Annotated in this window: 19 protein-coding genes and 1 tRNA gene; 5 read left to right on the top strand and 15 right to left on the bottom strand. The window is 63.5% G+C overall.

Going from position 1 to position 23,845, the window contains the following annotated elements; translation table 11 throughout:
• The first annotated feature begins 90 nt into the window (after positions 1–90).
• The gene (locus tag HU144_RS06150) at positions 91–636 is read left to right on the top strand and encodes a hypothetical protein (RefSeq protein ID WP_235350578.1); all 546 of its coding nucleotides are present in this window, start codon (positions 91–93) and stop codon (positions 634–636) included.
• Positions 637–668: 32 nt separating this feature from the next.
• On the opposite strand, the gene HU144_RS06145 is transcribed toward HU144_RS06150, so the two are convergent.
• From HU144_RS06145 to HU144_RS06105, 9 genes are all read right to left on the bottom strand, one after another.
• Complete coding sequence (locus HU144_RS06145) at positions 669–2,153, bottom strand: outer membrane protein assembly factor BamB family protein (protein WP_235350577.1); 1,485 nt, start codon at positions 2,151–2,153, stop codon at positions 669–671.
• A gap of 143 nt (positions 2,154–2,296) precedes the next feature.
• On the bottom strand, positions 2,297–3,583 hold the full coding sequence (gene chrA / locus HU144_RS06140; protein ID WP_235350576.1) for a chromate efflux transporter: 1,287 nt from the start codon (positions 3,581–3,583) through the stop codon (positions 2,297–2,299).
• 118 nt (positions 3,584–3,701) lie between these two features.
• On the bottom strand, positions 3,702–4,322 hold the full coding sequence (locus tag HU144_RS06135) for a response regulator (RefSeq protein WP_235350575.1): 621 nt from the start codon (positions 4,320–4,322) through the stop codon (positions 3,702–3,704).
• On the bottom strand, positions 4,319–5,644 hold the full coding sequence (locus HU144_RS06130) for a sensor histidine kinase (RefSeq protein WP_235350574.1): 1,326 nt from the start codon (positions 5,642–5,644) through the stop codon (positions 4,319–4,321). Before HU144_RS06130 ends, HU144_RS06135 begins: the two co-directional genes overlap by 4 nt.
• A 159-nt stretch (positions 5,645–5,803) precedes the next feature.
• Positions 5,804–8,152: an MMPL family transporter gene (locus HU144_RS06125; RefSeq protein WP_235350573.1), complete on the bottom strand. Its 2,349-nt coding sequence runs from the start codon at positions 8,150–8,152 to the stop codon at positions 5,804–5,806.
• A 114-nt stretch (positions 8,153–8,266) separates the two neighbouring features.
• Positions 8,267–8,833, bottom strand: a complete 567-nt coding sequence (locus HU144_RS06120) for an isochorismatase family protein (RefSeq protein WP_235350572.1) — start codon at positions 8,831–8,833, stop codon at positions 8,267–8,269.
• 17 nt (positions 8,834–8,850) lie between these two features.
• Positions 8,851–9,618 carry a siderophore-interacting protein gene (locus tag HU144_RS06115; protein ID WP_235350571.1) on the bottom strand — a complete coding sequence of 256 codons (768 nt, stop codon included), beginning with the start codon at positions 9,616–9,618 and terminating at the stop codon, positions 8,851–8,853.
• A gap of 165 nt (positions 9,619–9,783) precedes the next feature.
• A complete protein-coding gene (locus tag HU144_RS06110; RefSeq protein ID WP_235350570.1) occupies positions 9,784–10,248 on the bottom strand; it encodes a DoxX family protein in 465 nt (154 codons plus the stop codon).
• A gap of 54 nt (positions 10,249–10,302) precedes the next feature.
• On the bottom strand, positions 10,303–11,466 hold the full coding sequence (locus tag HU144_RS06105; protein ID WP_235350569.1) for a CPBP family intramembrane glutamic endopeptidase: 1,164 nt from the start codon (positions 11,464–11,466) through the stop codon (positions 10,303–10,305).
• Between the two features lie 237 nt (positions 11,467–11,703).
• Between HU144_RS06105 and HU144_RS06100 the strand changes: the two genes are divergently transcribed.
• The 3 genes from HU144_RS06100 (at position 11,704) to HU144_RS06090 (ending at position 16,027) form a co-directional block, all read left to right on the top strand.
• Positions 11,704–13,203: an APC family permease gene (locus HU144_RS06100; protein WP_235350568.1), complete on the top strand. Its 1,500-nt coding sequence runs from the start codon at positions 11,704–11,706 to the stop codon at positions 13,201–13,203.
• Between the two features lie 212 nt (positions 13,204–13,415).
• On the top strand, positions 13,416–14,837 hold the full coding sequence (gene argG / locus HU144_RS06095) for an argininosuccinate synthase (protein ID WP_235350567.1): 1,422 nt from the start codon (positions 13,416–13,418) through the stop codon (positions 14,835–14,837).
• A 383-nt stretch (positions 14,838–15,220) separates the two neighbouring features.
• Positions 15,221–16,027 (top strand): DNA alkylation repair protein, encoded by an 807-nt coding sequence (locus tag HU144_RS06090; protein WP_235350566.1) that lies wholly within the window; start codon positions 15,221–15,223, stop codon positions 16,025–16,027.
• Here the strand turns inward: HU144_RS06090 and HU144_RS06085 are convergent.
• The 3 genes from HU144_RS06085 to HU144_RS06075 form a co-directional block, all read right to left on the bottom strand.
• Positions 15,990–16,793, bottom strand: coding sequence for an alpha/beta fold hydrolase (locus HU144_RS06085; protein WP_235350565.1), 804 nt, complete (start codon positions 16,791–16,793; stop codon positions 15,990–15,992). The two genes, HU144_RS06090 and HU144_RS06085, sit on opposite strands and share 38 nt — an antisense overlap.
• A 142-nt stretch (positions 16,794–16,935) precedes the next feature.
• A tRNA-Arg gene (locus tag HU144_RS06080) sits at positions 16,936–17,008 on the bottom strand.
• A 164-nt stretch (positions 17,009–17,172) separates the two neighbouring features.
• On the bottom strand, positions 17,173–17,559 hold the full coding sequence (locus HU144_RS06075) for a hypothetical protein (protein WP_235350564.1): 387 nt from the start codon (positions 17,557–17,559) through the stop codon (positions 17,173–17,175).
• 411 nt (positions 17,560–17,970) lie between these two features.
• Here HU144_RS06075 and HU144_RS06070 point away from each other — a divergent pair, with 411 nt between their 5' ends.
• Positions 17,971–19,803, top strand: a complete 1,833-nt coding sequence (locus tag HU144_RS06070) for a phosphoenolpyruvate carboxykinase (GTP) (RefSeq protein WP_235350563.1) — start codon at positions 17,971–17,973, stop codon at positions 19,801–19,803.
• 584 nt (positions 19,804–20,387) lie between these two features.
• Here the strand turns inward: HU144_RS06070 and HU144_RS06065 are convergent.
• The 3 genes from HU144_RS06065 to HU144_RS06055 form a co-directional block, all read right to left on the bottom strand.
• Positions 20,388–20,621 carry a hypothetical protein gene (locus tag HU144_RS06065; protein WP_198395966.1) on the bottom strand — a complete coding sequence of 78 codons (234 nt, stop codon included), beginning with the start codon at positions 20,619–20,621 and terminating at the stop codon, positions 20,388–20,390.
• On the bottom strand, positions 20,618–22,015 hold the full coding sequence (locus tag HU144_RS06060; protein ID WP_235350562.1) for an inorganic phosphate transporter: 1,398 nt from the start codon (positions 22,013–22,015) through the stop codon (positions 20,618–20,620). The genes HU144_RS06065 and HU144_RS06060 overlap by 4 nt, the downstream gene beginning before the upstream one ends.
• Positions 22,016–22,241: 226 nt before the next feature.
• Positions 22,242–23,687, bottom strand: a complete 1,446-nt coding sequence (locus HU144_RS06055; protein ID WP_235350561.1) for an aspartate aminotransferase family protein — start codon at positions 23,685–23,687, stop codon at positions 22,242–22,244.
• Positions 23,688–23,845: the final 158 nt, after the last annotated feature.

Here is a 23,845-nt window from a genome sequence, read left to right as displayed (position 1 = left end):
CGGTTACTTATCAGTTATTCAACTTACAGTCTGACGATCTCACCTCTATTCTGGGAACACGCAAACATTCTCAGCGAGGAGAATTCGACAATGCTGACGAGCTGTCATGTGGATCGCCCGGGTGACGTCCTGACCATCGAGTGGTCGCTCCCTCACGATCAGCCCTCGGTGTGGGAGCACCTCACGGCGGCTGCGATGCTGCACGAGTGGCTGGGTCAGCCCACGACGTTCGATGCTCGGGTCGGCGGTGAGATCATCGTCGATCATGGCGATGGATATCTCTGCCGTTCCGAGGTTCTGTCCCTGACTCACGATGGCGGCCAGTCTCACGGCAGCAGTGCGGAGGTGTCGTGGGAGTTTCCCGATGAGCCCCAAAGCCGGCTGTGCCTACGTACTTTCGATCCCGACTACCCCGATAACGACACCAGCAACACCGGTGACAACACACCATCGGCGCTGGTCATCCAGCACTCTGGCCTCGGAACGCTCATCGACTCATATCTGAGCGGATGGCTGACCCACCTCACTTACTTCGAAGCCTCACTATCGGAAACACCGCTTCCACCCGAGCAGTTCTGGCCTCTCTGCGCCACGTTCGAACAGCTGTGTGTCCCCTGGCCAGAGGGCGCCGCCTGACTCAGGTGCGGACAGACGTACTCGATTGGCCTTCAGGCCTCGACCACAGACCACATCGTTGTCGACGCTTCGTCCGCCACAAGTGCAACACGCTTCCCAGAGCTCAGCCGCGCATATTCGCCCGCAGGGTGCTCGTCGACGAACTTGCCCGTTGCTGATTCGTAGAAACTCGTCTTCTTGTTGTCTGCGACGACGACAAGCCCGAGCTCCGCAAGTACCCCTTGGCCTCCCCATGGCATATCGCCGGCAGAGTCCCCCGCTTCCCAGACGGTCTCTCCGGTCTGAGCGTCCAACGCCGCGATGCCCGATTCGCTCCCCGGCACAACCAGCAGGGTTCCATTTTCGGAGTCGACCGGGACATGCTGCGGAGTCCCGTAGGCACCGATCGATTCCAGCGCCGTTTCGGGGGCATCCGCGTACCATGCCTGTGGAGATCCGTCCGAGCCTTGGTATTTGACCGCCGAGGCGAACAGTTGGGGTTGGATGCATGCGGGCTCGCCGTTCGGGCTGAAGACCAGGTCGGTTGCACAGACAGCGTCGAAGGTGTCCTCCATTTTGAGGCCCTCTGGTTCGTCGATCCCGTCGAAGGTCGCCGCATCGGATTCGGGGAGTCCGCCGGGAAGGGTCAGCTTCGCCGCTCTGGTCACCGATGAGCTGTACGGATCATCCGGATCTTCCGAACCGTAGACGTAGACCAGCGAGGTCGGGTCGGTTGTGGGTAGCACGTCGTAGTAGTCGACTCCGGTGTCGTCGATGGAGCGCGCCGAGGTGATAGGAACACTCGTGTGCCGTCCGGTGTCCAGCGCAATCCGAGTGATCATCGATTCGTCTCCGTCCTGCCAAGACACAATCCCGTATTGCCGATCCGGTGACACATGGATCGGGGTGCCGCCAAAGGTCTTAGCTTCAGGTCCCATCGACACAGAGGGCCATACTTCTTCGCCAGTTGCAGGATCGAGGGCGAGGACAAAAGTGTTCCCGTTCTCCGAACTCGGCTCGCAGCCATCGTCTTCGAGCACTCCTTGGTACGAAAGGATGATCAGGTCATCCTCGCCGAGGATGGGGGTGGTTCCCGTCGTCTGGGAGAAAAAGCCTTGGGCTGGGTGACAGGAGTTCGGTGCATCGGGGATCTGGAATGACCAGGCTTCGCTGCCGTCGTCCCAGGTCTGGGCCGTGGTCTTACCCGACTGATCGTGGATGACGACGGTATCGCCCACCGAATAGGCCTCTACTCCACCTCCCGGTTCATCACTGAGATTCGGTGCGTCGATACTCCACAATTCGTCTCCGGAAGGGTCGATCGCGCGCAGTTTCTCCGCCGACCAGTCGGTGACAAGTGCATGACCTGCTCCATCGTCGACGACCAGGGTTGCGTGGTAGTCGAGTTCGATCGGGTCGGCAAGTGTCGGAGTAGCCTTCGGTGACGGTGTCTCGTTCTCCTGCGGCGGCTTAGCGTTACACCCGCTGAGAGCCAGCAACAGCGTCGTCATCAATGCAAGTGCCGATTTCCACTTCATCAGTCGTTTTTCCAGGTCATGGACTGATCATATGTCTCGGCGTGCAGTTCCTGCTGCAAAACTCGTGTGCACTCGGACACACGTCGAGATTCCGCACGAGCCCCCGGCGAATGCCAACTGGACGTCAGCACCGAGGATGGGAGTCAGAGGAACGCGAACCCGATCAGGCCGGCAGCGATGACGGCGGCCCATGCTGGCAGCTTCCACTTCACCTGGGCGATGAAGACGGCGACCGCCAGTGCCAGAGTGGCAGGTGAGGTGATGCCCTGGGTGAACACCGGGTCGTAGAGGGCGGCTGCGAGGATGCCTACCACGGCTGCGTTGACTCCCAGCAGTGCCCGTCGCACAGTAGGTGCACGACGCAGGCGCTCCCAGAAGGGCAGGGCGGCGATGACCAGGAGCGCTGCCGGCAGGAAGATCGCCACCAAGGCGATGCCGGCACCGATCAGTCCCGTCGGCCCCGCCGTCGTAGAGGCCCCGAGGAACGCTGCGAATGTGAACAGCGGACCCGGTACCGCCTGTGCGGCACCGTATCCGGCGAGAAATGAATCGTGTCCCACCAGACCCGTCGAGACAGTCTCTGTCTCGAGCAGAGGCAGCACGACGTGACCGCCGCCGAAGACGAGAGCACCGGCACGGTAGAAGACGTCGACCAAGCGCAGACTTGAGTCTCCGGTCACTGCGGTCAGGATCGGCAGTGCCGCCAGCAGCACCATGAAGGCAGTCAGAGCGACGGCACCGACCCTGCGGGAGATGCGCACGCCGAAGTCGTGTCGCGCCCCGAATTCCTGTCGCACTGCATCTCCACCGGGCCGCGCACCCGCATCCGGACTCTGACTGCCGGTGACCGCAGCGGCTTCTCCACGCAGCCAGACGAGTCCGATGACGGCGCCCACCACGATTGCCGCAACCTGAACGAAGGGGTTCGGGACCAGCAGGATGATGATCATTGCGGCGCCGGCGATGGTGGCGCGTTTGGCATCTGGGGTGAGGTTCTTCGCCATTCCCAGCACCGCCTGAGCCACTACGGCGACCGCTGCCGCCTTCAGCCCGTACAGCCATCCCATGTTCGCGTCATCACCCAGTGAGGCGATGCCGAAGGCGAAGGCGACCAGCACAATGGCCGAGGGCATGGTGAAGGCGAACCAGGCAGCGAGCAGACCGCCGATGCCTGCTCGCTGCAGTCCGATCGCCATGCCCACCTGGCTCGAGGCGGGACCGGGAAGGAACTGACACAGCGCCACAAGGTCCGCGTAGGTGCCGTCGGAGAGCCATTTCCGGCGCTCCACAAACGTCGCCCGGAAGAATCCCAGGTGTGCGACTGGCCCGCCGAACGAGGTCACGCCGAGGCGCAGAAATGCCCAGAACACTTCCCCGATCGTGCCGGGATGCCTGCGTTCCTGCCGCACGCCTGTCGTCGATTCGCCCATTCTCACTATTCTGGCCTCGGCGCCTCATGCGCAACAACAATCCGCCGGTGAAGATCGATGAACTTCAGGACAATTTTTGGGCCCAGCCTCCTGGAGTCCGATTCCGCGACGGCCGCTGCTACACCAGCCCCTGGTCCTCCGCGACACGGATGGCGCGGGAACGAGAGTCCACGCCCAGCTTCGTGAACACGTTGACCAGGTGACTCTTCACGGTCGCCTCGGTGACGAAGAGCTCCTGTGCGATCTGCGCGTTCGAGGCACCGGTGGCCAGCAGCTTCACCACGTCGCGTTCCCGCCGGGTCAGCTTCGGCCCGGGATTTCGCATCGCGGCGATGACCTTCGATGAGATCTCGGGCGGCAGATAGGTCTCCCCGCGGGAGGCCTTCTCGATCGCAGTCGAAATGTCCTCGGGGTTGATGTCTTTGAGCAGATACCCGGACGCTCCGGCGTTGAGTGCGGCGACGATCTCCGAATCGTTGTCGAAGGTCGTGAGGATGAGGACCGCAGGCTTCTGCGGCAAGGCGTTGAGCCGCTTCGTCACCTCGATGCCGTCGATGCCCTCGCCCAGTCGCAGATCGCACATCACCACGTCGGGCGCGAGCTCAGCGACTGCTTCCAGTGCTTCCTCGCCGCTGCCGGCCTCACCGACGACAGCGATATGGTCGGGGGCGTCGATGACGGACCGCAGGCCGGCCCGCACCACGGGATGGTCGTCGACGAGAATCACTCGAATGCTCATGCGCTGTCTCCTTGCGTGCGTTGTCCATCGGCGTCCTCGGCCTCGCCGAGGTGGTCCTGAGGTCTGCCGTCGACCGCGGTCCCTGAGATCAGGGTCGGATTGTTAGGCAGCGTGGCCGAGATTGCGAAACCCGAACCGGGCGTCGTCTCGATGACGAGTTCGCCTCCCAGCTCGCGCATCCGTGAGCCGATGAAGTCGAGTCCGAAACCGGATTCCGATTCGCGCTTTCGCGCCTCCGGGTCGGCCATGCCGACACCGTCATCGACGATGTCCATGCGGATCGACCCGTCGAGGTCCATGAGGCTGACCATGACCCTCGAGGCTTGAGAGTGCTGTCTGACGTTGGCGAGCGCGGACTGCGCGGTCCGCAGCAGCGCCACCTCCACCTCGGCGGGCAGAGAGGGCACGGTCTCGTCGACCTCGACGCGACCGCGGATGGAGGTGTCCTCCTCCAGGCGGGTGAGCAGGCGTCGGAGGGCCGCGGTCAGCGCCCCGTCCTCGAGTTCGGCCGGGGCGAGGGCTGCGATGATCCGGCGCACGTCGCGCGAACTCTGCGCGGCGAGCTCCTCGACTTGGCGCAGAACCTGCTGCGCGTGCTCATCGGTGGTCCTGTCCACCTCGGCGTGGGCGATGAGACGGATCGAGGAGATCTCCTGCGCGATCGTGTCGTGGATGTCGCGGGAGACGCGGGTGCGTTCCTGGATCTCACCGGCATGGCGCTGAGTCAGGGCCAGTTCGTCCTGCAGGTCCAGCAGATTCTGGTGAGCCAGCTCCAGGGACTGCAGCAGCTCTTCGCGCCTGCGCCCTTCCCGCAGGAGTTCGATGTAGCCGCGGGAGAGGCCGAGTGCGAATACCGCGCCGATGAGCGATCCGATGATGCTCGCGGTGCCGACCGCACCGTAATGGGCCAGGGGTGCCACGACCGTCGCGATGTAGGTCAGCGCGGTGAAGACGACGGCGATGCGCAACGAGAACAGGTGACCGGCGAGCAGCCAGAGGACGAAGGCGATCCAGATGAACTCGGCGGAGACCAGCAGGGTGCACAGCCATGCACCGGCGAGGACAAGCAGCCACCATTTGGCCAGTACGATCGCACCGCTGCGAGCGGCCCGGACGGCGCCGAGGGCGTACCAGGCGAGGAACACGATGCTCACGGCGATCGCGGCCAGGGGTGTCGCTCCGGCATCGATGGCGCGGAAGCACGAGATCACGGTGAGAGCCAGGGCCATTGCGTGCTGGCCGATCTCCATGGTTCTCTCTGTCCACCCGCGTGTGTCCACGGTTTCACCTTCCTGCAAGTCGTTCTTCGTGCTTGTCGTCATTCCTGCCAACTCAATCACATCTGCGGCGAGTGCGTGCGTTTTTCGGCAGTCGACGCTTGAGGCGACGACGGGGCCCGGCCACCGAGTTGTCTCGATGGCCGGGCCCCGCCCGTGAGCTGGCTGCGTGAGTCGCCTGTGCCAGCTCTCGGCACCTTTGGGTCAGTGCCCGCTGTGACCTCCCGAGGCGCTGGCCTCGTGCCGATCGGATTCGACGAGGAGGCGGGTCCCCTCCGCCGACCCGCCGGACTCCATGCCGTCGGACTCCATGCCACTGCCCGGCGAGGACTGGGCTGAGCCTGCTGGCTGGGGGTTTCGAGTCTCCTCGTCACCGGCCGCGGCGGCGTCAGCATCGGCGTACTTGTACTCCGAGTGCGTGATCGCCTTGTTCGGCCACCACATCCGGTTGCCGGCCAAGCCGAAGATGGCTGGAACGATGACCGTGCGCACGAGCACGGTGTCGACGAGGACGCCGACCCCGACGATGAGACCCAGTTGGCCCAGGACCATCAGGGGCAGCATGCCCAGGGCTGCGAACACTCCGGCCAGGACGATGCCGGCGCTGGTGATCACGCCGCCGGTGTGGCTGACGGCTTCGATCATGCCCTGGCGGGCACCGTGGACGACCGATTCCTTCTTCGCCCGGTGGGACAGGAAGATCGAGTAGTCGATGCCCAATGCCACGAGGAACAGGAACGCGAGGATCGGAACCTGAGCATCGAGTGCTCCCTGACCGAACATCGTCCGGCTGAGGAATGCGCCGAGGCCGATCGCCGCGGCCGAGGACGCGACGTTGACCACGAGCAGGGTTCCCGCCACGAGAGGTGCACGGAGTATGCCGAGCAGAATGATGAAGCTGATGGCCAGGATCAGCGGTGCAATGGTCAGGAAGTCCTGAGCGTTGCCGTCGCGGGCATCGAGTTCGGTTGCCGCCGCGCCGCCGACGTATGCGTTCGCACCGTTGATCGCGTCGACGTCTGACCGGATGTCAGTGATCAGGTCGAGGCCCGCAGGGCTGTCGGGTTCGTATTCGCCGGTGACCATGACCTTCGAGATCGAGTCTGCGCCGGTGCTCGTTTCGTCGGTGACGTTGGCACGCACGACGCCGTCGATGTCGGCCACGGAGTCCGCTACCTGATCGGCGTGGGCTGAGTCGGTCACGACCCAGATCGGCTGCGATTCGCCGGGAGGGAAGTGCTCGGACAGGACGTCGAGGCCCTGCGCTGATTCGGACTGCACGCGGAATTTCTCAGACTGATCCAGTCCCACCGAGGTACCGATGAGGCCAGTGGCCATGACACCGAGAATGATGATTCCGGCGCCGAGGTGGATGCCCGGCTTCTTCACCACGCGAGTCGCGATGGTCCTCCAGATGGAAGGCTTCGTGTCGGCAACGGGGTTGGCGTCGGTGGCGTCCTGCACTTTGGGGACGAAGGGCCAGAAGACGCCTTTGCCGCAGATCGCGAGAACCGGTGGCAGGGCGAAGAGCACGGCGGCAGCAGCGATGATGAGTCCGACTGCGGCGGTGATGCCCAGTCCGCGGGTTCCCGGGATAACGGCGAAGACGAGGCTGAGCAGTGACAGGACCACGGTCAGGTTCGAGGCGAGGATCGTCGAAGCGGTGTGGGTCCAGGCGGAGCCGAGTGCCAGACGGTGGTCGCTTTCGCGGCTCAGTTCTTCCCTGTACCGGGAGATGAATAGGAGCGCATAGTTGGCACCGGCGCCGAAGACGAGGACGCTGATGATGCCCGTGTCGAACTGCAGATCGAGTGCGTCACCGATTGCTGCGGTCACGGTGGAGGCGAGTCCGTCGGCGGTGCCGATGACGATCAGCGGCAGCAGCCACAGGATCGGCGAGCGGTAGGTGATGATGAGCAGGAGTGCGACGATGACGATGGTGACGATGAGGAGTGTGAAGTCCGCGCCCCCGAATGCCGAAGCGATGTCGGCCCCGATCGCCGGACCACCGGTGACCAGAAGGGACATTCCGGAGTCCGTGAGGTCACCGGCCTGAGAGTCCTCGGCGATGAAGTCGCGGAGTCCGTCGACGGTATCGGCGGTGTCGGAGTTGGTCAGACCGACCTCGATGGGGACCATGAGGAGCGCAGCCTTGCCGTCGTCGCTCATGATCGGTCCGCTCGCCTGGGATGCAGCATCACCGGGCGAGGAGTTGGTGTTCGAATCGACGTTCTGGGCGGAGTCGATGTGGTCGCCGAGCGAGCTGCTCAGCTTCCCCAGTTCGGACTGGTCGCTGTCGCTGAGGACCGACCCGTCGGCGTGGGAGGCAACGACCATGACCGACTGCTTGTCGGCGTCGGGGAACTTCTGCAGGAGCTGGGCGGCCTGGGTGGATTCGGAGTCGGCCGGAGCTGATTCGTTGGCCCGGTCCTCACCTGCGCCGGACAGGAGTCCGAAGAGGAGGGTGACGAGGATGACGACCCCGCCGAGGACGAACCACGAACCACGCTTCGACACGAGCGTGTGCGCGCTTTTCGTGAGTGTTGTGTTCATGTCTTAAGCTCATCAATATTCTGAGCTGAAAACATCGCCTAGGAGTTCAGACTCAACCTGCAACTTTCGATGGAGGCGCAGGATTCTCGACTATGCACCGTGTCACCAGATGCTTCAGACGATCCTCGCACCCGCGGCGTCCATCTCGGCCAGAGCCACCGTGGAGGAGTCCTTGCCGACTCCCGCGATCAGGTCCTGGTGAACACGGACGGACCAACCTCCTTTGAGGGCGTCAAGGACGGTGGCGCATACGCAATGGTCGGTGGCGATGCCGACGACGTCCACCTCGGTGATGGTGAGCTCTGCCAGCAGGTCACCGAGGTGCTCCCCCGCATCCGTCGTCCCCTGGAAGGCAGAGTAGTCGGGGGTGCCCTGCCCTTTGCGCACGTGGTGGGTGATGGCATCGGTGGTCAGCAGAGGATCGTATTCGGCGCCCTCGGTGTCCGCGACGCAGTGCACGGGCCAGGAATCGATGAAGTCAGGGTTCTGGCTGAAGTGGCCGCCGTTGTCGCTGTCGGCATCATGCCAGTCGCGGGAGGCGATGATCGCGTCATAGTCACAGGCATGGGCCTCGAGGTAGCGGGTCACCTCGGTGGCCACACGGTCCCCGCCGTCTACCCCGAGAGCTCCGCCCTCGGTGAAGTCGTTCTGGATGTCCACGATGAGAAGTGCCTTCGCCATACTTCGAGCATAGGCCTTCAGCCGGTGGGTTTTCCGTCAAACCAGTAGAACTGAGAGAAGTAGTGGTCCTTCTTCAACCCCAGATCCTGTTTGACCACAGTGCGGATCTGTTTGATGAGTCCGCGTTCACCGGCAGCCCACACATAGAGACCGTCAGCATCGAGGCCGAGAGAGCGCACATGGTCAGCCAGAGCGTGACCGTAGGCACCGTCGCGAAGATTCCACTTCCACCGCGCGTTCGGGTGGCTGGCCCGAGGGAGGCTTGTGGCGGCCTCCGGGGCACGGTCGTCCTCGATGGTTACCGTCACCGCCACCTCGGCGGGGATCGCCTCGAGCCAGGAATTCACTGCCGGGAGCGCGGTGAGATCTCCCGCGAGGAGGATGTGATTCGTGTCGGCGGGCAGGTCGATGCGCGCCGGGGTCAGCGCGGCTTCGATAGTCGTTCCCGGCGTCGCTCTCGCCGCCCATCGGCTGGCGGGACCAGCGCCGTCAGAATTCGCCTCGTCGCCGTGGATGACGAAGTCGAGACTGAATGCGCCGGTAGCCAGGTCGATATCGACGAACGTGTAACCGCGTTGGCTGACTTGGCCCTCACCCTTATCCGGATGTGGGAACCAGAGACGAGTCCAGAGCGTGGGAAACACCTCACTGAGCTCGGCCAGGAGCTCTGGCCCTGTGAAGTGGATTCGCCGGTAGTAGTCGGTGAAGTCTTCGACCTGCGTCACCGCAACCTTGTGGTTGGTGATGCGCATCAGCCGCATCACTCCGCGCTGCCAGTTCACCATGCTTGTCCGCCTCTTCGTCCAGTCATACTCCCATGACTGAGCTTAGCCTAAGCTAACAAACGGTGGTGGTGACTGCGATGTGGTGGCGGCTGTGGGGCCGATGTGGTGTGGGTGCGGCGACGCCGCGAAGCTTCGAGCTTGCCCACGTTCAGCGTCGGCTCTGGCTCAGTTCTGCTTCGAGGCCTTCTTCGCAGCTTTCTTGGCTGCCTTCTTAGCGGCCTTCTTGCTGGCTCCGGCACCGGCGATGAGGAGGAGGCCGCCCAATGCGGCGACATTCTTCGAGAAGTGGGTCTTGTGAGCGGCAGCGTCGGCACCGTCCATCTCCCAGAAGGCATGGCCGGCCAGTGTGGTCGGCACGAGGGACCCAGCGAGGGCGAGCGCGGAGGCCCGGGGCTTGATACCCAACGCCAGAGCAGTCCCGGCCAGGAGCTGCAGTCCGCCATTGGCACGGACCAAGAACTCATCGTCGTCGGACAGGACCGGTACGTATTCGCGGATCGCGTCGAGCGTCGGTCCAGCGGCCTGGACCCGGCCGCCCGGGTTGGTCAGTGCCGAGTATCCGCCGGTGATGAAGATCGGTGCGGTGAGTACGCGTCCTGCTGTCTGCAGCAACGATGATCCTAGTGCCATGGAATTCTCCTTGAAGTATGGGGTTTTGAGCCTAACGGATGCTCGACCTCGGCCTCAAAGCGCGTCGTCATGAGGCGCCACTGGAGATGTCGCTGGAGATGCTTGCTCCCCGGGCGCCATCGGCTGCGCATCGGACGCGGGAGGCACAGCTGGTGCGGGCGGTGCAACGGGCGCAGGTGCCTTCGGCCGTTTGAAACCCAGTTCGGGCTGCTTGCGGAACTGGCCGGTGGCGAAGAGAACAGCGATGGCGATCGCGGAGACGATCCAACCGGACACTCCCAGAAACGAGACCAAGGCCATGTCCGGTGCCGAGGCGGAGCCGTCGATGAACAGACCGAGGAGCATTCCTGCCGAACCGTTGAGTGCAGCGTGTGCGGCGACGGCTGGCCAGACCGAACCGGTGCGCAGTCGCAGCCAGCCGAACAGGATTCCCGTCATGATGCATCCGCCGACCATGAACGCAAGGCCGGTGATATCAGGACGGGAGAAGTTGTACCCGAGCAGGATCAGCGGTGCGTGCCACAGACCCCAGATCACTCCGACGATGAGCAGCGCAGGCCAGGTTCCGAGTGGACGCAGGCTCGTCAGCAGCCAGCCCCTCCAGCCGACCTCCTCACCGAAGGCAACGATCACGTTGAGCAGCGATCCCAGAGCCATGATCACCAGATAGCCGATCACTGCCAGGGCCACCGGGACTTCGTCCAGCCCGGGCAGCTGCGCCAACTGCGCCTTGAACCCTGAGAGTCCAAGCAGATCAACCTGCATCCATCCGAAGGCTGCGCCCAGAAGGTAGGCCACGGCGACGAGCACAAATATCCCGAAGAAGGCGAGCGCGGCCATCCCGAGAACCCGGCCGAAGGGACGCAGAGGCCAGATGCCGAGGTACCTGACAATGCTGGCCAGAGTCTCACCGGTGTGACGGCGCTGAAGGAGCATCGCAACGACCACAGCGATCAGCGGGGTGAACATCATGGCCATCCCCGACACCTGCACGAGCAGTGGATTGCCTAACCCTTCGCCGCTCAACCACAGCGGCAGGCACACGAGCCAGGCGAGAATCACCGCGACGGCGACGAAGACGGTGAACTCGAGCCACGGCACTGTGGCCGGCACGATCGCCAGAGGTCGCCCCTTGTCGTCCACCTCTGCTCCCGACGAGGTGGCTGCGGGCTCTGTGCCCACGATGGCGTTGTCGTTGTCATCCGTTCTCGTGCTCACGGTTCCTCCTCGGTCCTGCACCAGTTCCTCAGTCCTGCACTGACGCTTCAGTCTTGCGCCGTTCTCATGATCCAACCTACGTTGTCGCAGAACCCGGCACCTCCGCCTCGTGGATGAAATCGGCCTCGCCCGCATGGCCGAGCAGTCCACCGTATCCCACGTTCTCCGACCTATCCACATTCTGAGATACGATGAGCACCGTTGAATCACCGTCGATTCGTGCAAAGGCGCAATCCCATGACTGAACCATCCCCGAAATCACATCTCTCGGACGCCGATCATCTCTCCGTCCTCGGCTACGAGGACTCCTTCGAAAGGTCGATGAGTCCCTGGGCGAACTTCGCTCTCGGCTTCACGTATCTGTCGCCGCTCGTCGGCGTGTACTCCCTCATGGCTGTGGCCCTCTCCACCGGCGGACCGCCGTCGATGTGGTGGATCATCATCGTCGCGTGCGGCCAGATGCTGGTGGCCCTGGTCTTCGGTGAAGTCGTCTCCCAGTTCCCCATCGCCGGCGGAATCTACCCGTGGGCACGCAGACTGTGGGGCAAGCGGTATGCCTGGATGGCCGCGTGGGTCTACATCTGCGCCCTCATCGTCACCATCACCTCGGTGTCGGAGTTCGGTGCCGGATTCGTGTCGAGCCTGTTCGGCTTCGAACTGAATCGGAACACCACCCTCCTTCTGGCGTTGGCCCTGTTGGTCCTCGCTCTGGCCATCAACTTCAGCGGCACCAAGTGGTTGGCCCGGATTGCCAGGGTCGGTCTGTTCGCCGAACTCATCGGCGTCATCGGCCTCGGCCTGTTCCTGCTCATCTTCGAGCGCAAGCACAGCTTCGGCGTGTTCTTCGACTCCATGGGCACCGCCGGTGATGGCAGCTACACCGCCGCATTCATGGGTGCCGCGGTCGCCGGGCTCTTCCTCTTCTACGGCTTCGAGGCCTGCGGTGACGTTGCCGAAGAGGTGTCCAATCCGGCTCGCGGCATTCCCAAGGCCATGCTCATGACCATCCTCGTCGGCGCGGTTTCGGCACTGTTCTCCTTTGCCGGCTATGTGCTGGCGGCCCCGAACCTCGACGAAATCGTGGCCGGGCAGGTCGAAGATCCTATTCCCACGATCCTCGAGGGCAGCCTCGGCGCGGTCGGTGCGAAGATCTTCCTCCTCGTCGCGATCACCGCCTTCATCTCGTGTGTCCTCAGCCTCCAAGCTGCGGCTTCGCGCCTGATCTTCAGCTTCGCTCGCGACGGCATGATGCCGGGCCACCGGTGGCTGTCCAAGGTCACCGACGGCACGAAGATTCCGCGCAACGCCCTCATCGTCGCCTGCATCGCCCCGGCCCTCATCTGTGTGCTCATCTGGTTCAATGACGGGATCCTTGTCGCGGTCACCTCGTTCGCGATCCTCGGCATCTATCTGGCATTCCAGATGGTCGTCCTCGGCGCGCTGCGGCAGCGAGTCAAGGGTTGGAAGCCGGCTGGCCCATGGTCGCTGCGCGGCTGGGGCTTCCTTATCAACGCCGCGGCGTTGGCCTACGGCCTCTTCGCCATGGTCCTGCTCTCACTGCCCGGCGATTCGGGGTCGCTCTTCTCCGACTGGATCGTGCTCATCGGCCTCGTCGTGGTGCTGGCGGCCGGTTTCATCTACCTCTTCATCGCCCGCCCCGATCGACAGTCCGATGCTCCCGAAGGTGATGCGATCGCCGTCGCCGAGGCGATCCGTTCCCACCGCTCGAATCGCTGAGATCCGCCTCAGGATTGCCGAGCGCCGAGCGGACCACTTAGCTTCGAGCGGACCACTTAGCTTCGAACGGCCCTTCTATAGGGTGGCCCTGCGAAGCTAAGTGGTCCGCTCGATCCCGCGCAGCAGGGGCCACCTCGACAATATTCACATAAAAATACATATCTATGCATAACAATTCGACAGGAGTTGGCCGGGCCGCTAAGCTGGTTCGCATGTCGAAAGTATTGTCTTCACTCCCAATCGGTGAGCACGTTGGAATCGCCTTCTCCGGCGGACTGGATACGTCCTGCGCGGTCGCATGGATGCGTCACAAGGGCGCCATTCCCTGCACCTACACGGCCGATATCGGCCAGTACGACGAACCCGACCTCGACTCTGTGACGGAGCGCGCGAAGGAATACGGCGCAGAGATCGCCCGTTTCGTCGACGCCAAGCGCCTGCTCGTCGAAGAGGGCTTCGTCGCCCTGCAGTGCGGCGCATTCAACGTCCGCTCCGGCGGCAAGACCTACTTCAACACCACTCCCCTGGGCCGCGCGGTCACCGGCACCTTGCTCGTGCGCGCCATGAAGGAAGACGGCGTCGACATCTGGGGCGACGGCTCGACCTACAAGGGCAACGACATCGAGCGCTTCTACCGCTACGGCCTCATGGCCAACCCGAAGCTGCGCATCTACAAGCCATGGCTCGACTCGGACTTCGTCGAGGAGCTCGGCGGCCGCCAGGAGATGAGCGAATGGCTCGTCGAGCACGGCTACCCCTACCGTGACTCCGCAGAGAAGGCGTACTCCACCGACGCCAACATCTGGGGAGCGACCCACGAGGCCAAGACGCTGGAATTCCTCGATGCCGGACTCGACATCGTCGAACCGATCATGGGTGTTGCTGCCTGGCGCGATGACGTCGAGGTTGCGACCGAAGAGGTCACCGTCGGCTTCGAGGCTGGGCGCCCCGTGTCGATCAATGGTGAGAAGTTCGACGATCCCGTTGCCCTGGTCTTCAAGGCCAACGAGATCGGCGGCCGCCACGGACTCGGCGTCTCCGACCAGATCGAGAACCGCATCATCGAGGCGAAGTCGCGCGGCATCTACGAGGCTCCCGGCATGGCGCTGTTCCACATCACCTACGAGCGCCTGCTCAACGCCATCCACAACGAAGACACCATCGCTCTCTACCACGAAGAGGGTCGCCGCCTGGGTCGCCGCATGTACGAGGGTCGCTGGTTGGACCCGCAGTCCCTCATGCTGCGCGAGTCCATGCAGCGTTGGGTCGCCTCGGCGATCACCGGCGAAGTGACGTTGCGCCTGCGCCGCGGTGACGACTACACGATCGTCAACACCACCGGCCCGAACCTCAGCTATCACCCGGAGAAGCTGTCGATGGAGCGCGTGGGCGACGCCGCCTTCGGCCCCGAGGACCGCATCGGCCAGCTGACCATGCGCAACCTCGACATCGCCGATTCGCGTGCCCGCCTCGAGCAGTACGCAGCCATGGGCATCGTCTCGGGCCCGACTTCGGAGCTCGTCGGCTCCCTTGAGGCCGGTGGCGCCGAGGAGATAGCAAACTCCACCGCCGATGTCGACGAAGCAAGCGACCGCGCCGGCCTGTCCGCCGCCTTCGACGCCGGCACGGACTGAGCAGGAGCCACCTGCCCGGCCGACTGGTCGGCCGAGTGGCTGGCTGGCCAGCTTGGCGGCTTGCCGCGTGGCTGACTGACCGGCTGGCTAGCTGGGTCATTCTCGAAGCCCACGCACACAGTGATGGCACTGTGTGCGTGGGCTTCTGTGTTGTCCAGGGCTTCTGTGTTGTCCCGGGCTTCTGCGTCGTCGTGGGCTTCTGTGTCGTCGCGGACCTATTTGTGCGGCAACGGACTCCCCCACGGCGCGGCCCACCTTCGGCCCCTCACTTTTCGGCGCCGACGGTGCAACAGTTGGCAAGTTCGTCTCGATCCCGGCGACCGGATCAAGCAGAACTTACCAACCGTTGCACCGCTTTCGGCGAGCAGTGGGATGATCGTGCCATGACATCAGCTGCGCCCAGCGTGCGTTCCCTCGCCGAGGTGCTCGACCGTGAACTTCGGAACTACGGCAGCTCCGTACGCGCCACGAAGGAACGGGCGTACCTCAAGAGCGAGCTCGTTCACTACGGCGTCGGCGTGCCCGGTACTCGGGGAGCGGTCCGCGAGGTGCTGCGCACGACTGAGTTGAAGCATGACGGTGTGCTTGCTCTTGTCGAGGCGCTGTGGGACTACGCAGGCGGTGCAGACGGCATGAACCGAGCCGCCAGCGGGACCCCTGTCTACGAACTCCGCAGCGCGGCAACGATGGTGCTCATCCAAAAGCAGGACCACCTCGGCGCCGAAGATACTGACCTATTCGAACGGATGCTGCGTCAGGCACATACCTGGGCACTCGTCGATCCACTCGCCGGTGATGCCATCGGCCCGCTGTCCGAACAGGATGCGGAGTTCGGTCCCATACTCGAGCGCTGGGCGGGCGACGACGACTTCTGGATTCGCCGCTCTGCGCTGCTGGCTCACCTCAGACCACTGCGTGGGGGCCGCGGTGACTTCGCCCGATTTTCACGGTTCGCCGATGCGATGCTGGAGGAGCGGGAGTTATTCATCCGCAAGGCCATCGGCTGGGTGCTGCGCGATACCGCCCGCACACGTCCCGATATGGTCTTCGACTGGATGCTGCCGCGTGCGCATCGAGCTTCAGGCGTGACGATGCGCGAAGTGGTGAAGCATCTGTCGCCGGAGCAGCGGGATGCGCTGCTCGCAGTTCCTGTCAGAGGGACGCGGCGAACTCCAGCAGGATCTGGTTGAAAGCCTCGGGCTGCTCGATGTTGGCCGCATGCCCATCATTGGGGATGACCGTCGATGAGCCGATCGGAGCCAGACCCGCAGAGGCGGCTGCGTGCGATGCTGGCCAGTGCTCACTTTCGGCTCCGGCGACGAAGAGCACGGGCACGTCGGCGCCTTCGATCACCGGACGCCAATCGGCTTTCGCGTGGTCGTTCAGAAGTGCGAGTTCGCCGCGGCTGAGGTGATGATCCACACCCTTCATGGCCTTGAGCAGACGCAGCATGCGCCTGCCCCGCTTCCAGATGGGCGTGCCATGTCCGGTGGCAGGGATCCCTTCGGCGAAGTAGGTGTCGACGTTGGATTCGTCGAAGCCGTAGTAGCCGTGGGGCCAGTCTGCGGTGTTGAGCATCTTCGGTGTCTGGTCGACGATGACGATTCCGGCGATGCGATCGGCGCCGAACTGGGTGAGATAGGACCAGATTGTATTGCCGCCCATGGATCCGCCCACGAGCAGAACATCTGTGAGCTTCAGAGCCTCGAGAACCTGCGCCACGTCCTGACTGCGCCGCTCCATTGTCACGCCTGACTTGGGGTGATCGGCGTTGCCGTGACCGCGCAGATCGACGGAGAATACCGCGTATCCATCCTGTGCCACCGGTTGGACCTGGTAGCGCCAGCTGGTCGCAGGCGCCTTGAACCCGGCCAACAGCACCACCGGGCGACCGGAGGAGTCTCCGGCCCGGGTGTACTCGAGACGGACACCGTCATCTGCAGTGATTGCGGCCATGGTCCAATCCTAGCGTCGAGCACCCTCAGACGGCTCGAGGCTTCAGCCCCCGGTGCTCAACGCATAAAGAGGGCGTCGAAGTGCGCACCACATCGAAAAAGCCCTTCACCAACATTTCTGCTGGTGAAGGGCTCCTCTACTGTGCGCCACGAGGGATTCGAACCCCCAACCTTCTGATCCGTAGTCAGATGCTCTATCCGTTGAGCTAGTGGCGCATGTCGTCTGGACTCTCGCCCTGCAACTCGATCAACTATACACACCGAATTCGCCCAAGCTCAAATTCGGCCCGAGTGCGCTTCGCCACATTTGCGGCTTCGGCGGGGAGGGGCCGGGCTCGCTCGATCGGCAATCCGCAGCCCCTCCACGCGGCGTCGGCAGGCTACTGCTGCGCGGCCTCTGGCTGCGCCGAATTCTTCCATCGACGGGCCGCAATGAAGGAGCGCACTCCCATGATGACGTAGATGATGAGCAGCACGAAGGTGATGATGCTCGTGATCACAGCCGCAGGCCGCTCGGCCTCACCGGCGATCAGCGCGCCGACCTGCATGACGTTCATGCCGGTGCCGAAGATGCCCAAGATGGCGACAACCAGAGCGATGTGGACTCCGAGCTTCTGATTCTTCAGTGCGATGAGTCCGCAGATCAGGATGATGGCGCCCAGAATGGCCGGGATCAGAGCCGTCCAACTGGCGAATGAGGTTGCGACGTAGGCGATGACGCCGACAACGATGAGGACAATACCAAGTCCGATAGTGGTGCGGGGCATGATGCTCCTTAGATTCTCATTTGATCGAAGGCGTCAGTGCTGACGACAACTGCCCCTTATTCTACTATTCGTAGAATTTAAATCCATCTCGCAGGCAGCCTGGCTGCAGCCGGCATCGGGATACCCGGAAAATCACCTACGAAAGCTTGGATCGGAAGGTGAGAGCCACCTCGGTGAGGGTGTCGAAGGTGTTGATTCCATGAACAATCGCGGTTTGCAACAAACAAGCACCGCAATGCAAAAACACATCACTCGATTGATGCATCCACGTCTTCCGAAATGCCGTTGTGATCCAATGCACATCTTCCAGTGACTCAAAACCAGGATTTTCCGGCCCGTCCGAGTCCTACGGTGGAGATGTACCAGCCGCCAGGCGGAACCCCGTAATCCCGATTGACCAGGAGACCACTCATGACTGTCCTCGACCATGACGTCGTCGCTGACCAGCTGAAGAACGCACCGACCGACAGCGAGTCGGTGCTTTCGTTCGTCAGCAGGGTCGCCACCCTCACCACTCCAGACGATATCGTCTGGGTCGATGGTTCGGATGAGCAGAAGGCCACCATCGCCGACCAGCTCGTCGAAGCCGGCACGATCGTTCGCCTGACCGGTACCAAGGACTCATTCTACGCGGCTTCCGACCCCGAGGACGTCGCCCGTGTGGAAGGCCGCACCTACATCTGCTCCGCCGAGGAGAAGGATGCCGGCGCGCTCAACAACTGGATGGCTCCGGCCGAGATGAAGGAGACCCTCGAACCTCTCTTCACCGGTTCGATGCGCGGACGCACCATGTACGTCATCCCCTTCGTCATGGGACATGCTGAGGCTGACCAGCCGATGTTCGGCATCGAGGTCACCGACTCCCCCTACGTCGTTCTCTCCATGCTCGTCATGGCTCGCTCGGGCAAGAACGCCCTCGACGCGATCGTGGCCAACGGCGGCACCTTCGTCGAGTGCGTGCACTCGGTCGGCGCTCCGCTCGAACCCGGTCAGGAAGATGTCGCCTGGCCCTGCAACTCCACCAAGTACATCACCCACTTCCCGGAAGACCGCTCCATCTGGTCCTTCGGCTCCGGCTACGGCGGCAACGCACTGCTCGGCAAGAAGTGCTACGCGCTGCGCATCGCCTCGTCGATCGCCCGCGATGAGGGCTGGCTGGCCGAGCACATGCTCATCCTCAAGCTGACGAATCCGGAGGGCGAGGTCAAGTACATCGCCGCCGCGTTCCCCTCAGCCTGTGGCAAGACCAACCTCGCAATGATCGAGCCCACAATTCCCGGCTGGAAGGCTGAGACTCTGGGCGACGACATCGCCTGGATGCGCTTCGGCGACGACGGCCAGCTCTATGCCGTCAACCCCGAGTTCGGCCTCTTCGGCGTCGCGCCGGGCACCGGTTACACCACCAACCCGACCGCGATGCGCGCCATCGAAGCAGGCGGCAACATCTTCACCAACGTCGCGCTGACCGACGACGGTGACGTGTGGTGGGAAGGCAAGACCGACGAGAAGCCAGCGCACCTCACCGACTGGCGCGGCAACGACTGGACCCCGGACTCGGAGACTCCAGCCGCTCACCCGAACTCGCGTTTCTGCACCCCGATCGCCAACGTTCCGACCCTGGCTCCCGAGTGGACGAACCCGAACGGCGTGCCGATCTCGGCCATCCTCTTCGGCGGTCGCCGTAAGACCACGATGCCACTGGTGACCGAGACCAAGAGCTGGAACCACGGAGTGTTCATGGGATCGGTGCTCTCCTCGGAGACCACCGCAGCAGCCACCGGCGCCGTCGGCGTCGTCCGCCGCGACCCCATGGCCATGCGTCCCTTCATCGGCTACAACGTCGGTGACTACCTGCAGCACTGGCTCGACATCGGCAACACCGAGGGTGCCCAGCTGCCGAAGATCTTCTACGTCAACTGGTTCCGCCGCGATGACGACAACTCGTTCCTGTGGCCAGGCTTCTCCGAGAACTCGCGTGTTCTCAAGTGGGTCTTCGAACGCGTGACCGGAACCGCCGACGCAGCCGAATCCCCACTGGGCCTGACCCCCGTTGAGGGCGGCCTGGACACCGAGGGCCTCGACTTCACCGACGAGCAGCTGCGTAAGGCTCTCGCGATCAAGCCCGAGGAATGGGAAACCGAGCTCGGACTCATCGAGGAATGGTACGAGCAGCTCGGCGATTCGGTTCCAGCCGAACTCCGCGCCGAGGTCGACAACCTGCGCGACCGTCTGGGTCTCGCCTGAGACAGTGAGACTCTGTCATTGAGTCTCTGAGACCCTGAGTCATTGAGCCTCTGCTGAACGACAGAGAATCCCCCAACCACCGTCGAGGTGGTTGGGGGATTCTCGTATGCAGGGACGCAGTGCCCGCGGTGTTCGGAGCCTGCGGTATTCGGCGCGTGCGGAGTTTGGCGCTGCAGTGCTGCGGGGTGCCTTTAGTGGCGCCAGCGAAGGTCCGAAACGGCTGCCGAATCGCATCACGTGCCGGGAGCACCAATTCACACTGCAGGAACTGTAGGACGAGATGCTCCGGGGAGGGCGTGCGATGCCAACGGTAGTGAATATTACGGACTGCAGTGAATGCGACTACCGGTGGTGGGTGCCGCTACCGGTGGTGGGTGCCGCTACCGGTGGTGGGTGCCGCTACCGGTGGTGGGTGCCGCTACCGGTGGTGGGTGCCGCTACCGGTGGTGGGTGCCGCTACCGGTGGTGGGTGCCGCTACCGGTGGTGGGTGCCGCTACCGGTGGTGGGTGCCGCTACCGGTGGTGGGTGCCGCTACCGGTGGTGGGTGCCGCAGGCGGTGCGGCAGTTACGGTCAGAGACGCGGTCAGGCTCCGTGGAGTGCTGGGACGATCAGGTAGACGCCGACGAGCACAACGATGCTGCAGACGCCGAACACTGCCCAGTAGCCGACCCTGAGCAGGGGTTTGCTCTGGCCTTCGGCAGCCAAGTCGACGTGCACTGCCCGCATCCGCACAGCGGTGGAGAAGAGTGTGATGACGACGATCGCTGACACCCAGGTCGCGACCGCAACGATGAGGAATGAGCTCCACTCGATCATTTCGAATCTCCCTTGTCTGCGCGTGTCTCATCGGCTCGTGTCTGATCCGCATCTGTCTCCGCCGCCGAGGTGTGCACGGCGCTGGGATCGGACTCGGCGCCGATACTCGCATCAGAGCCTGTTTCGGCAGCTGGGCCGACACCGGACTTCGCATCCGCTTTGTCAGAAAGCCGCTGGTCTCGGGCTTCGGCGCGAGCGGCACGCTTCATTGCTGCGCGTCTGCGGTTGCGGTCCTTGCGAATCTTGCGCTTGCGGCCGCGGATACCGACAGCCTCGCCGACGGTGTCGAAGTTCGAGAGGTCAGTCTGCTTTGCTTTGAGCGAGCTCAGGAAGATCCAGAGGACGGCAAGGACGGCAATGACCGTGTCGATGATGACGCCGATGGTGCCCAGATGGGCGATGCCGGCAGCGATGCCGCCGACGATTCCGGCCGCTGGGATGGTCAGCAGCCAACCCGATGCGATCCGACCGGCAGTCGACCACTTCACGTCCGCGCCCTTACGGCCCAGACCGGAGCCGACTACCGAACCGGACGCCACCTGCGTTGTCGACAGAGCAAAGCCCAGGTGAGACGAGGCGAGAATTGCGGCGGCAGTCGAAGTCTCGGCGGCCAGTCCCTGAGCGGGCTTGACGGTGGTGAGCTTCGTGCCGAGGGTGTCGATGATTCGCCATCCGCCGACATACGTTCCCAAGGCGATCGCCAGCGCACAGGCGGTGATCACCCAGATGTGAGGACCGGTTCCGTGATCCTGGAGGTTCGCGGAAACGAGCACGAGGGTGATGACGCCCATGGTCTTCTGCGCATCGTTGGTGCCGTGTGCCAGAGCCACGAGGGAGGAGCTGAAGATCTGCCCGTATTTGAACGGAGCCCGGTGAGCGGTCTTCCCTTCGCCGTTGCGTCGCGTGATGGCATAGGCCAGGCGGGTGCACAGATAGGCACCCACTCCGGCGATGATCGGAGCGGCGATGGCGGGCAGGACCACCTTGGACACGAAAACGCCGAAGTCGACGGAGTTGAGTCCAGCACCGATGATCGCGGCACCGATCAGTCCGCCGAACAGCGCGTGTGACGACGACGACGGCAGGCCGAAGCGCCACGTCGCCATGTTCCAGATGATCGCACCGATGAGGCCGGCAAGGATGAAGTCCGGAGTGATCTGGACTCCCCCACCGCCTTCTTTGATGATGCCTCCGGAGATGGTCTTCGCCACCTCGGTGGACAGAAAGGCACCGACAAGGTTGAGCAACGCTGCCAGGGTGACCGCTGTCTTGGGCTTGATCGCTCCTGTGGCGATCGGTGTCGCCATGGCATTGGCCGTGTCGTGAAAGCCATTGGTGAAGTCAAAGAACAGTGCCAGCACGATGACCAACACAACGACGAAGATGATTTCCACTAAGCGACCTTGAACGTAGACACAATTCGGACCGTGGATGATTTAGCTGGCGGGCAGCGTCCTCAATCGGAAAAAGTCTACCGCCTATTCCACCGAATCTTCACCTGCTGTTCGGCACATCTCCACTCGTGACACTCTGCGTTCATCTCTGAGCTGGCAGAACACCTACCCACCAGGCCCGGAATGTATCGGCGTTCACAATCGGCCTGGTGAGTAAGCGCAATCGTCAGCAGACGAAGCCGTCGGCGATGGTCAGCGCTTCGTCAAGGACCTCAAGACCGAAGCGCACGTCCTCGTCCGGCGTGTTCAGCGGCGGCACGACATGGATTCGGTTGAAGTTCGCAAAGGGAAGCACTCCCCCGGCCTTCATCGCACCGATGACTTGGTTCATCTCCGGCGAACTGCCGCCGTACGCGGCCAACGGCTCCTTCGTCGTCCGATCCTTGACGAGCTCAACGGCCCAGAAACAGCCCATGCCGCGGACTTCGCCGATCGACGGATGCCGCTGCGCCATCTCGCGCAGAGCCGGACCGATGATGTCCCGGCCGAGGCGGTCGGCATTCTCGATCATTCCCTCTTCGTCCATCGCATTCATCGTGGCGACCGCTGCTGCACATGCCAACGGATGACCCGAATAGGTCAGGCCGCCGGGATAGACACGGTCGCGGAAGGTCTCGAAGATCGCGTCGGAGATCGCGACTCCGCCGAGTGGCACGTAACCCGAGTTCACGCCCTTGGCGAAGGTGATGAGGTCCGGGCTGACGTCCCAGTGGTCGACGGCGAACCAGCGACCGGTCCGACCGAAGCCGGCCATCACCTCGTCGGCGATGTAGACGATGCCGTAGCGGGCCGTCAGCTCTCGCACACCTTCGAGGTATCCGGCCGGAGGCCCGTAGATCCCGGCGGTGCCCGGCACGGTCTCGAGGATGAGCGCGGCGATGTTGTTCGGGCCCTCGAGCGTGATCATGTCCTCAAGGTGCTGCAGCGCGCGCTGCGTCTCCTCCGCCTCGGTGGTGGAGCCGAAGTAGGAGCGGTACTGGTAGGCAGGCATGAAGTGGACGATGCCCTCGGCCGAGTAGTCATTGGCGAAACGGCGCGGGTCCCCCGTGACGTTGACGGCCAGCTGGGTGCCGCCGTGGTAGCTGCGATAAGCGGAGAGCACCTTGGTCCTGCCGGTGTGCAGCCGTGCCATGCGGATCGCGTGCTCGTTCGCGTCGGCACCGCCGTTGGTGAAGAACACGTGGTCGAGATCGCCGGGGGTCCGGTCGGTGATGAGCCGGGCAGCCTCCGAGCGGGCATCGTTGACGTGCTGCGGAGCAATCGTGCAGAGCTTCGCCGCCTGTTCCTGAATCGCCGTCACGACCTTAGGGTGCTGGTGTCCGATGTTCGTGTTCACCAGCTGCGAGGACATGTCGAGCAGCTTCCGCCCCTCGCCGTCCCAGACATAGGGGCCCTCCGCGTCGACGATCGTCATCGGCTCGAACGGCCCCTGTGCCTGCCAGGAGTGGAAGACGTGCGCACGGTCGAGCTCGTAGGCGCGTTGACCTGCTTGCAGCTGTTCGGCAGTGAACGCCCGCTCGCCGTGGCCACGATCCGCATTGCTCTCCGAGCCTTCAGTCCTGGAGTCGTTGACCTCACGGCCGAGTTCTTCGTTCGCATTGATCACAGTCATGATGCGCCGTCCTTTCGCAGTTCATTCCATATCGCCGAGGTGGGTCAGACCGCCGAGGTGACCCTGATCTTTCAATGGTGAGCCAGCCGCACCCGAATCGCCATGGACGACCTGTCAATATATGCCCATGCAGACTTACACTGTGTAAACAACGTGGA

The organism is Brevibacterium sp. UCMA 11752, assembly GCF_021532235.1.
In the GTDB taxonomy this organism is placed as follows: domain Bacteria; phylum Actinomycetota; class Actinomycetes; order Actinomycetales; family Brevibacteriaceae; genus Brevibacterium; species Brevibacterium antiquum.
Note: the sequence above shows the minus strand (reverse complement) of the source record. Positions and strands in the feature narration are given on the sequence as shown.

Coding starts and splice junctions, on each gene's coding strand:
- HU144_RS06150 (WP_235350578.1), top strand. CDS start 91: ATGCTGACGAGCTGTCATGTGGATCGCCCGGGTGACGTCCTGACCATC.
- HU144_RS06145 (WP_235350577.1), bottom strand. CDS start 2,153: ATGAAGTGGAAATCGGCACTTGCATTGATGACGACGCTGTTGCTGGCT.
- chrA (WP_235350576.1), bottom strand. CDS start 3,583: ATGGGCGAATCGACGACAGGCGTGCGGCAGGAACGCAGGCATCCCGGC.
- HU144_RS06135 (WP_235350575.1), bottom strand. CDS start 4,322: ATGAGCATTCGAGTGATTCTCGTCGACGACCATCCCGTGGTGCGGGCC.
- HU144_RS06130 (WP_235350574.1), bottom strand. CDS start 5,644: ATGACGACAAGCACGAAGAACGACTTGCAGGAAGGTGAAACCGTGGAC.
- HU144_RS06125 (WP_235350573.1), bottom strand. CDS start 8,152: ATGAACACAACACTCACGAAAAGCGCGCACACGCTCGTGTCGAAGCGT.
- HU144_RS06120 (WP_235350572.1), bottom strand. CDS start 8,833: ATGGCGAAGGCACTTCTCATCGTGGACATCCAGAACGACTTCACCGAG.
- HU144_RS06115 (WP_235350571.1), bottom strand. CDS start 9,618: ATGGTGAACTGGCAGCGCGGAGTGATGCGGCTGATGCGCATCACCAAC.
- HU144_RS06110 (WP_235350570.1), bottom strand. CDS start 10,248: ATGGCACTAGGATCATCGTTGCTGCAGACAGCAGGACGCGTACTCACC.
- HU144_RS06100 (WP_235350568.1), top strand. CDS start 11,704: ATGACTGAACCATCCCCGAAATCACATCTCTCGGACGCCGATCATCTC.
- argG (WP_235350567.1), top strand. CDS start 13,416: ATGTCGAAAGTATTGTCTTCACTCCCAATCGGTGAGCACGTTGGAATC.
- HU144_RS06090 (WP_235350566.1), top strand. CDS start 15,221: ATGACATCAGCTGCGCCCAGCGTGCGTTCCCTCGCCGAGGTGCTCGAC.
- HU144_RS06085 (WP_235350565.1), bottom strand. CDS start 16,793: ATGGCCGCAATCACTGCAGATGACGGTGTCCGTCTCGAGTACACCCGG.
- HU144_RS06075 (WP_235350564.1), bottom strand. CDS start 17,559: ATGCCCCGCACCACTATCGGACTTGGTATTGTCCTCATCGTTGTCGGC.
- HU144_RS06070 (WP_235350563.1), top strand. CDS start 17,971: ATGACTGTCCTCGACCATGACGTCGTCGCTGACCAGCTGAAGAACGCA.
- HU144_RS06065 (WP_198395966.1), bottom strand. CDS start 20,621: ATGATCGAGTGGAGCTCATTCCTCATCGTTGCGGTCGCGACCTGGGTG.
- HU144_RS06055 (WP_235350561.1), bottom strand. CDS start 23,687: ATGACTGTGATCAATGCGAACGAAGAACTCGGCCGTGAGGTCAACGAC.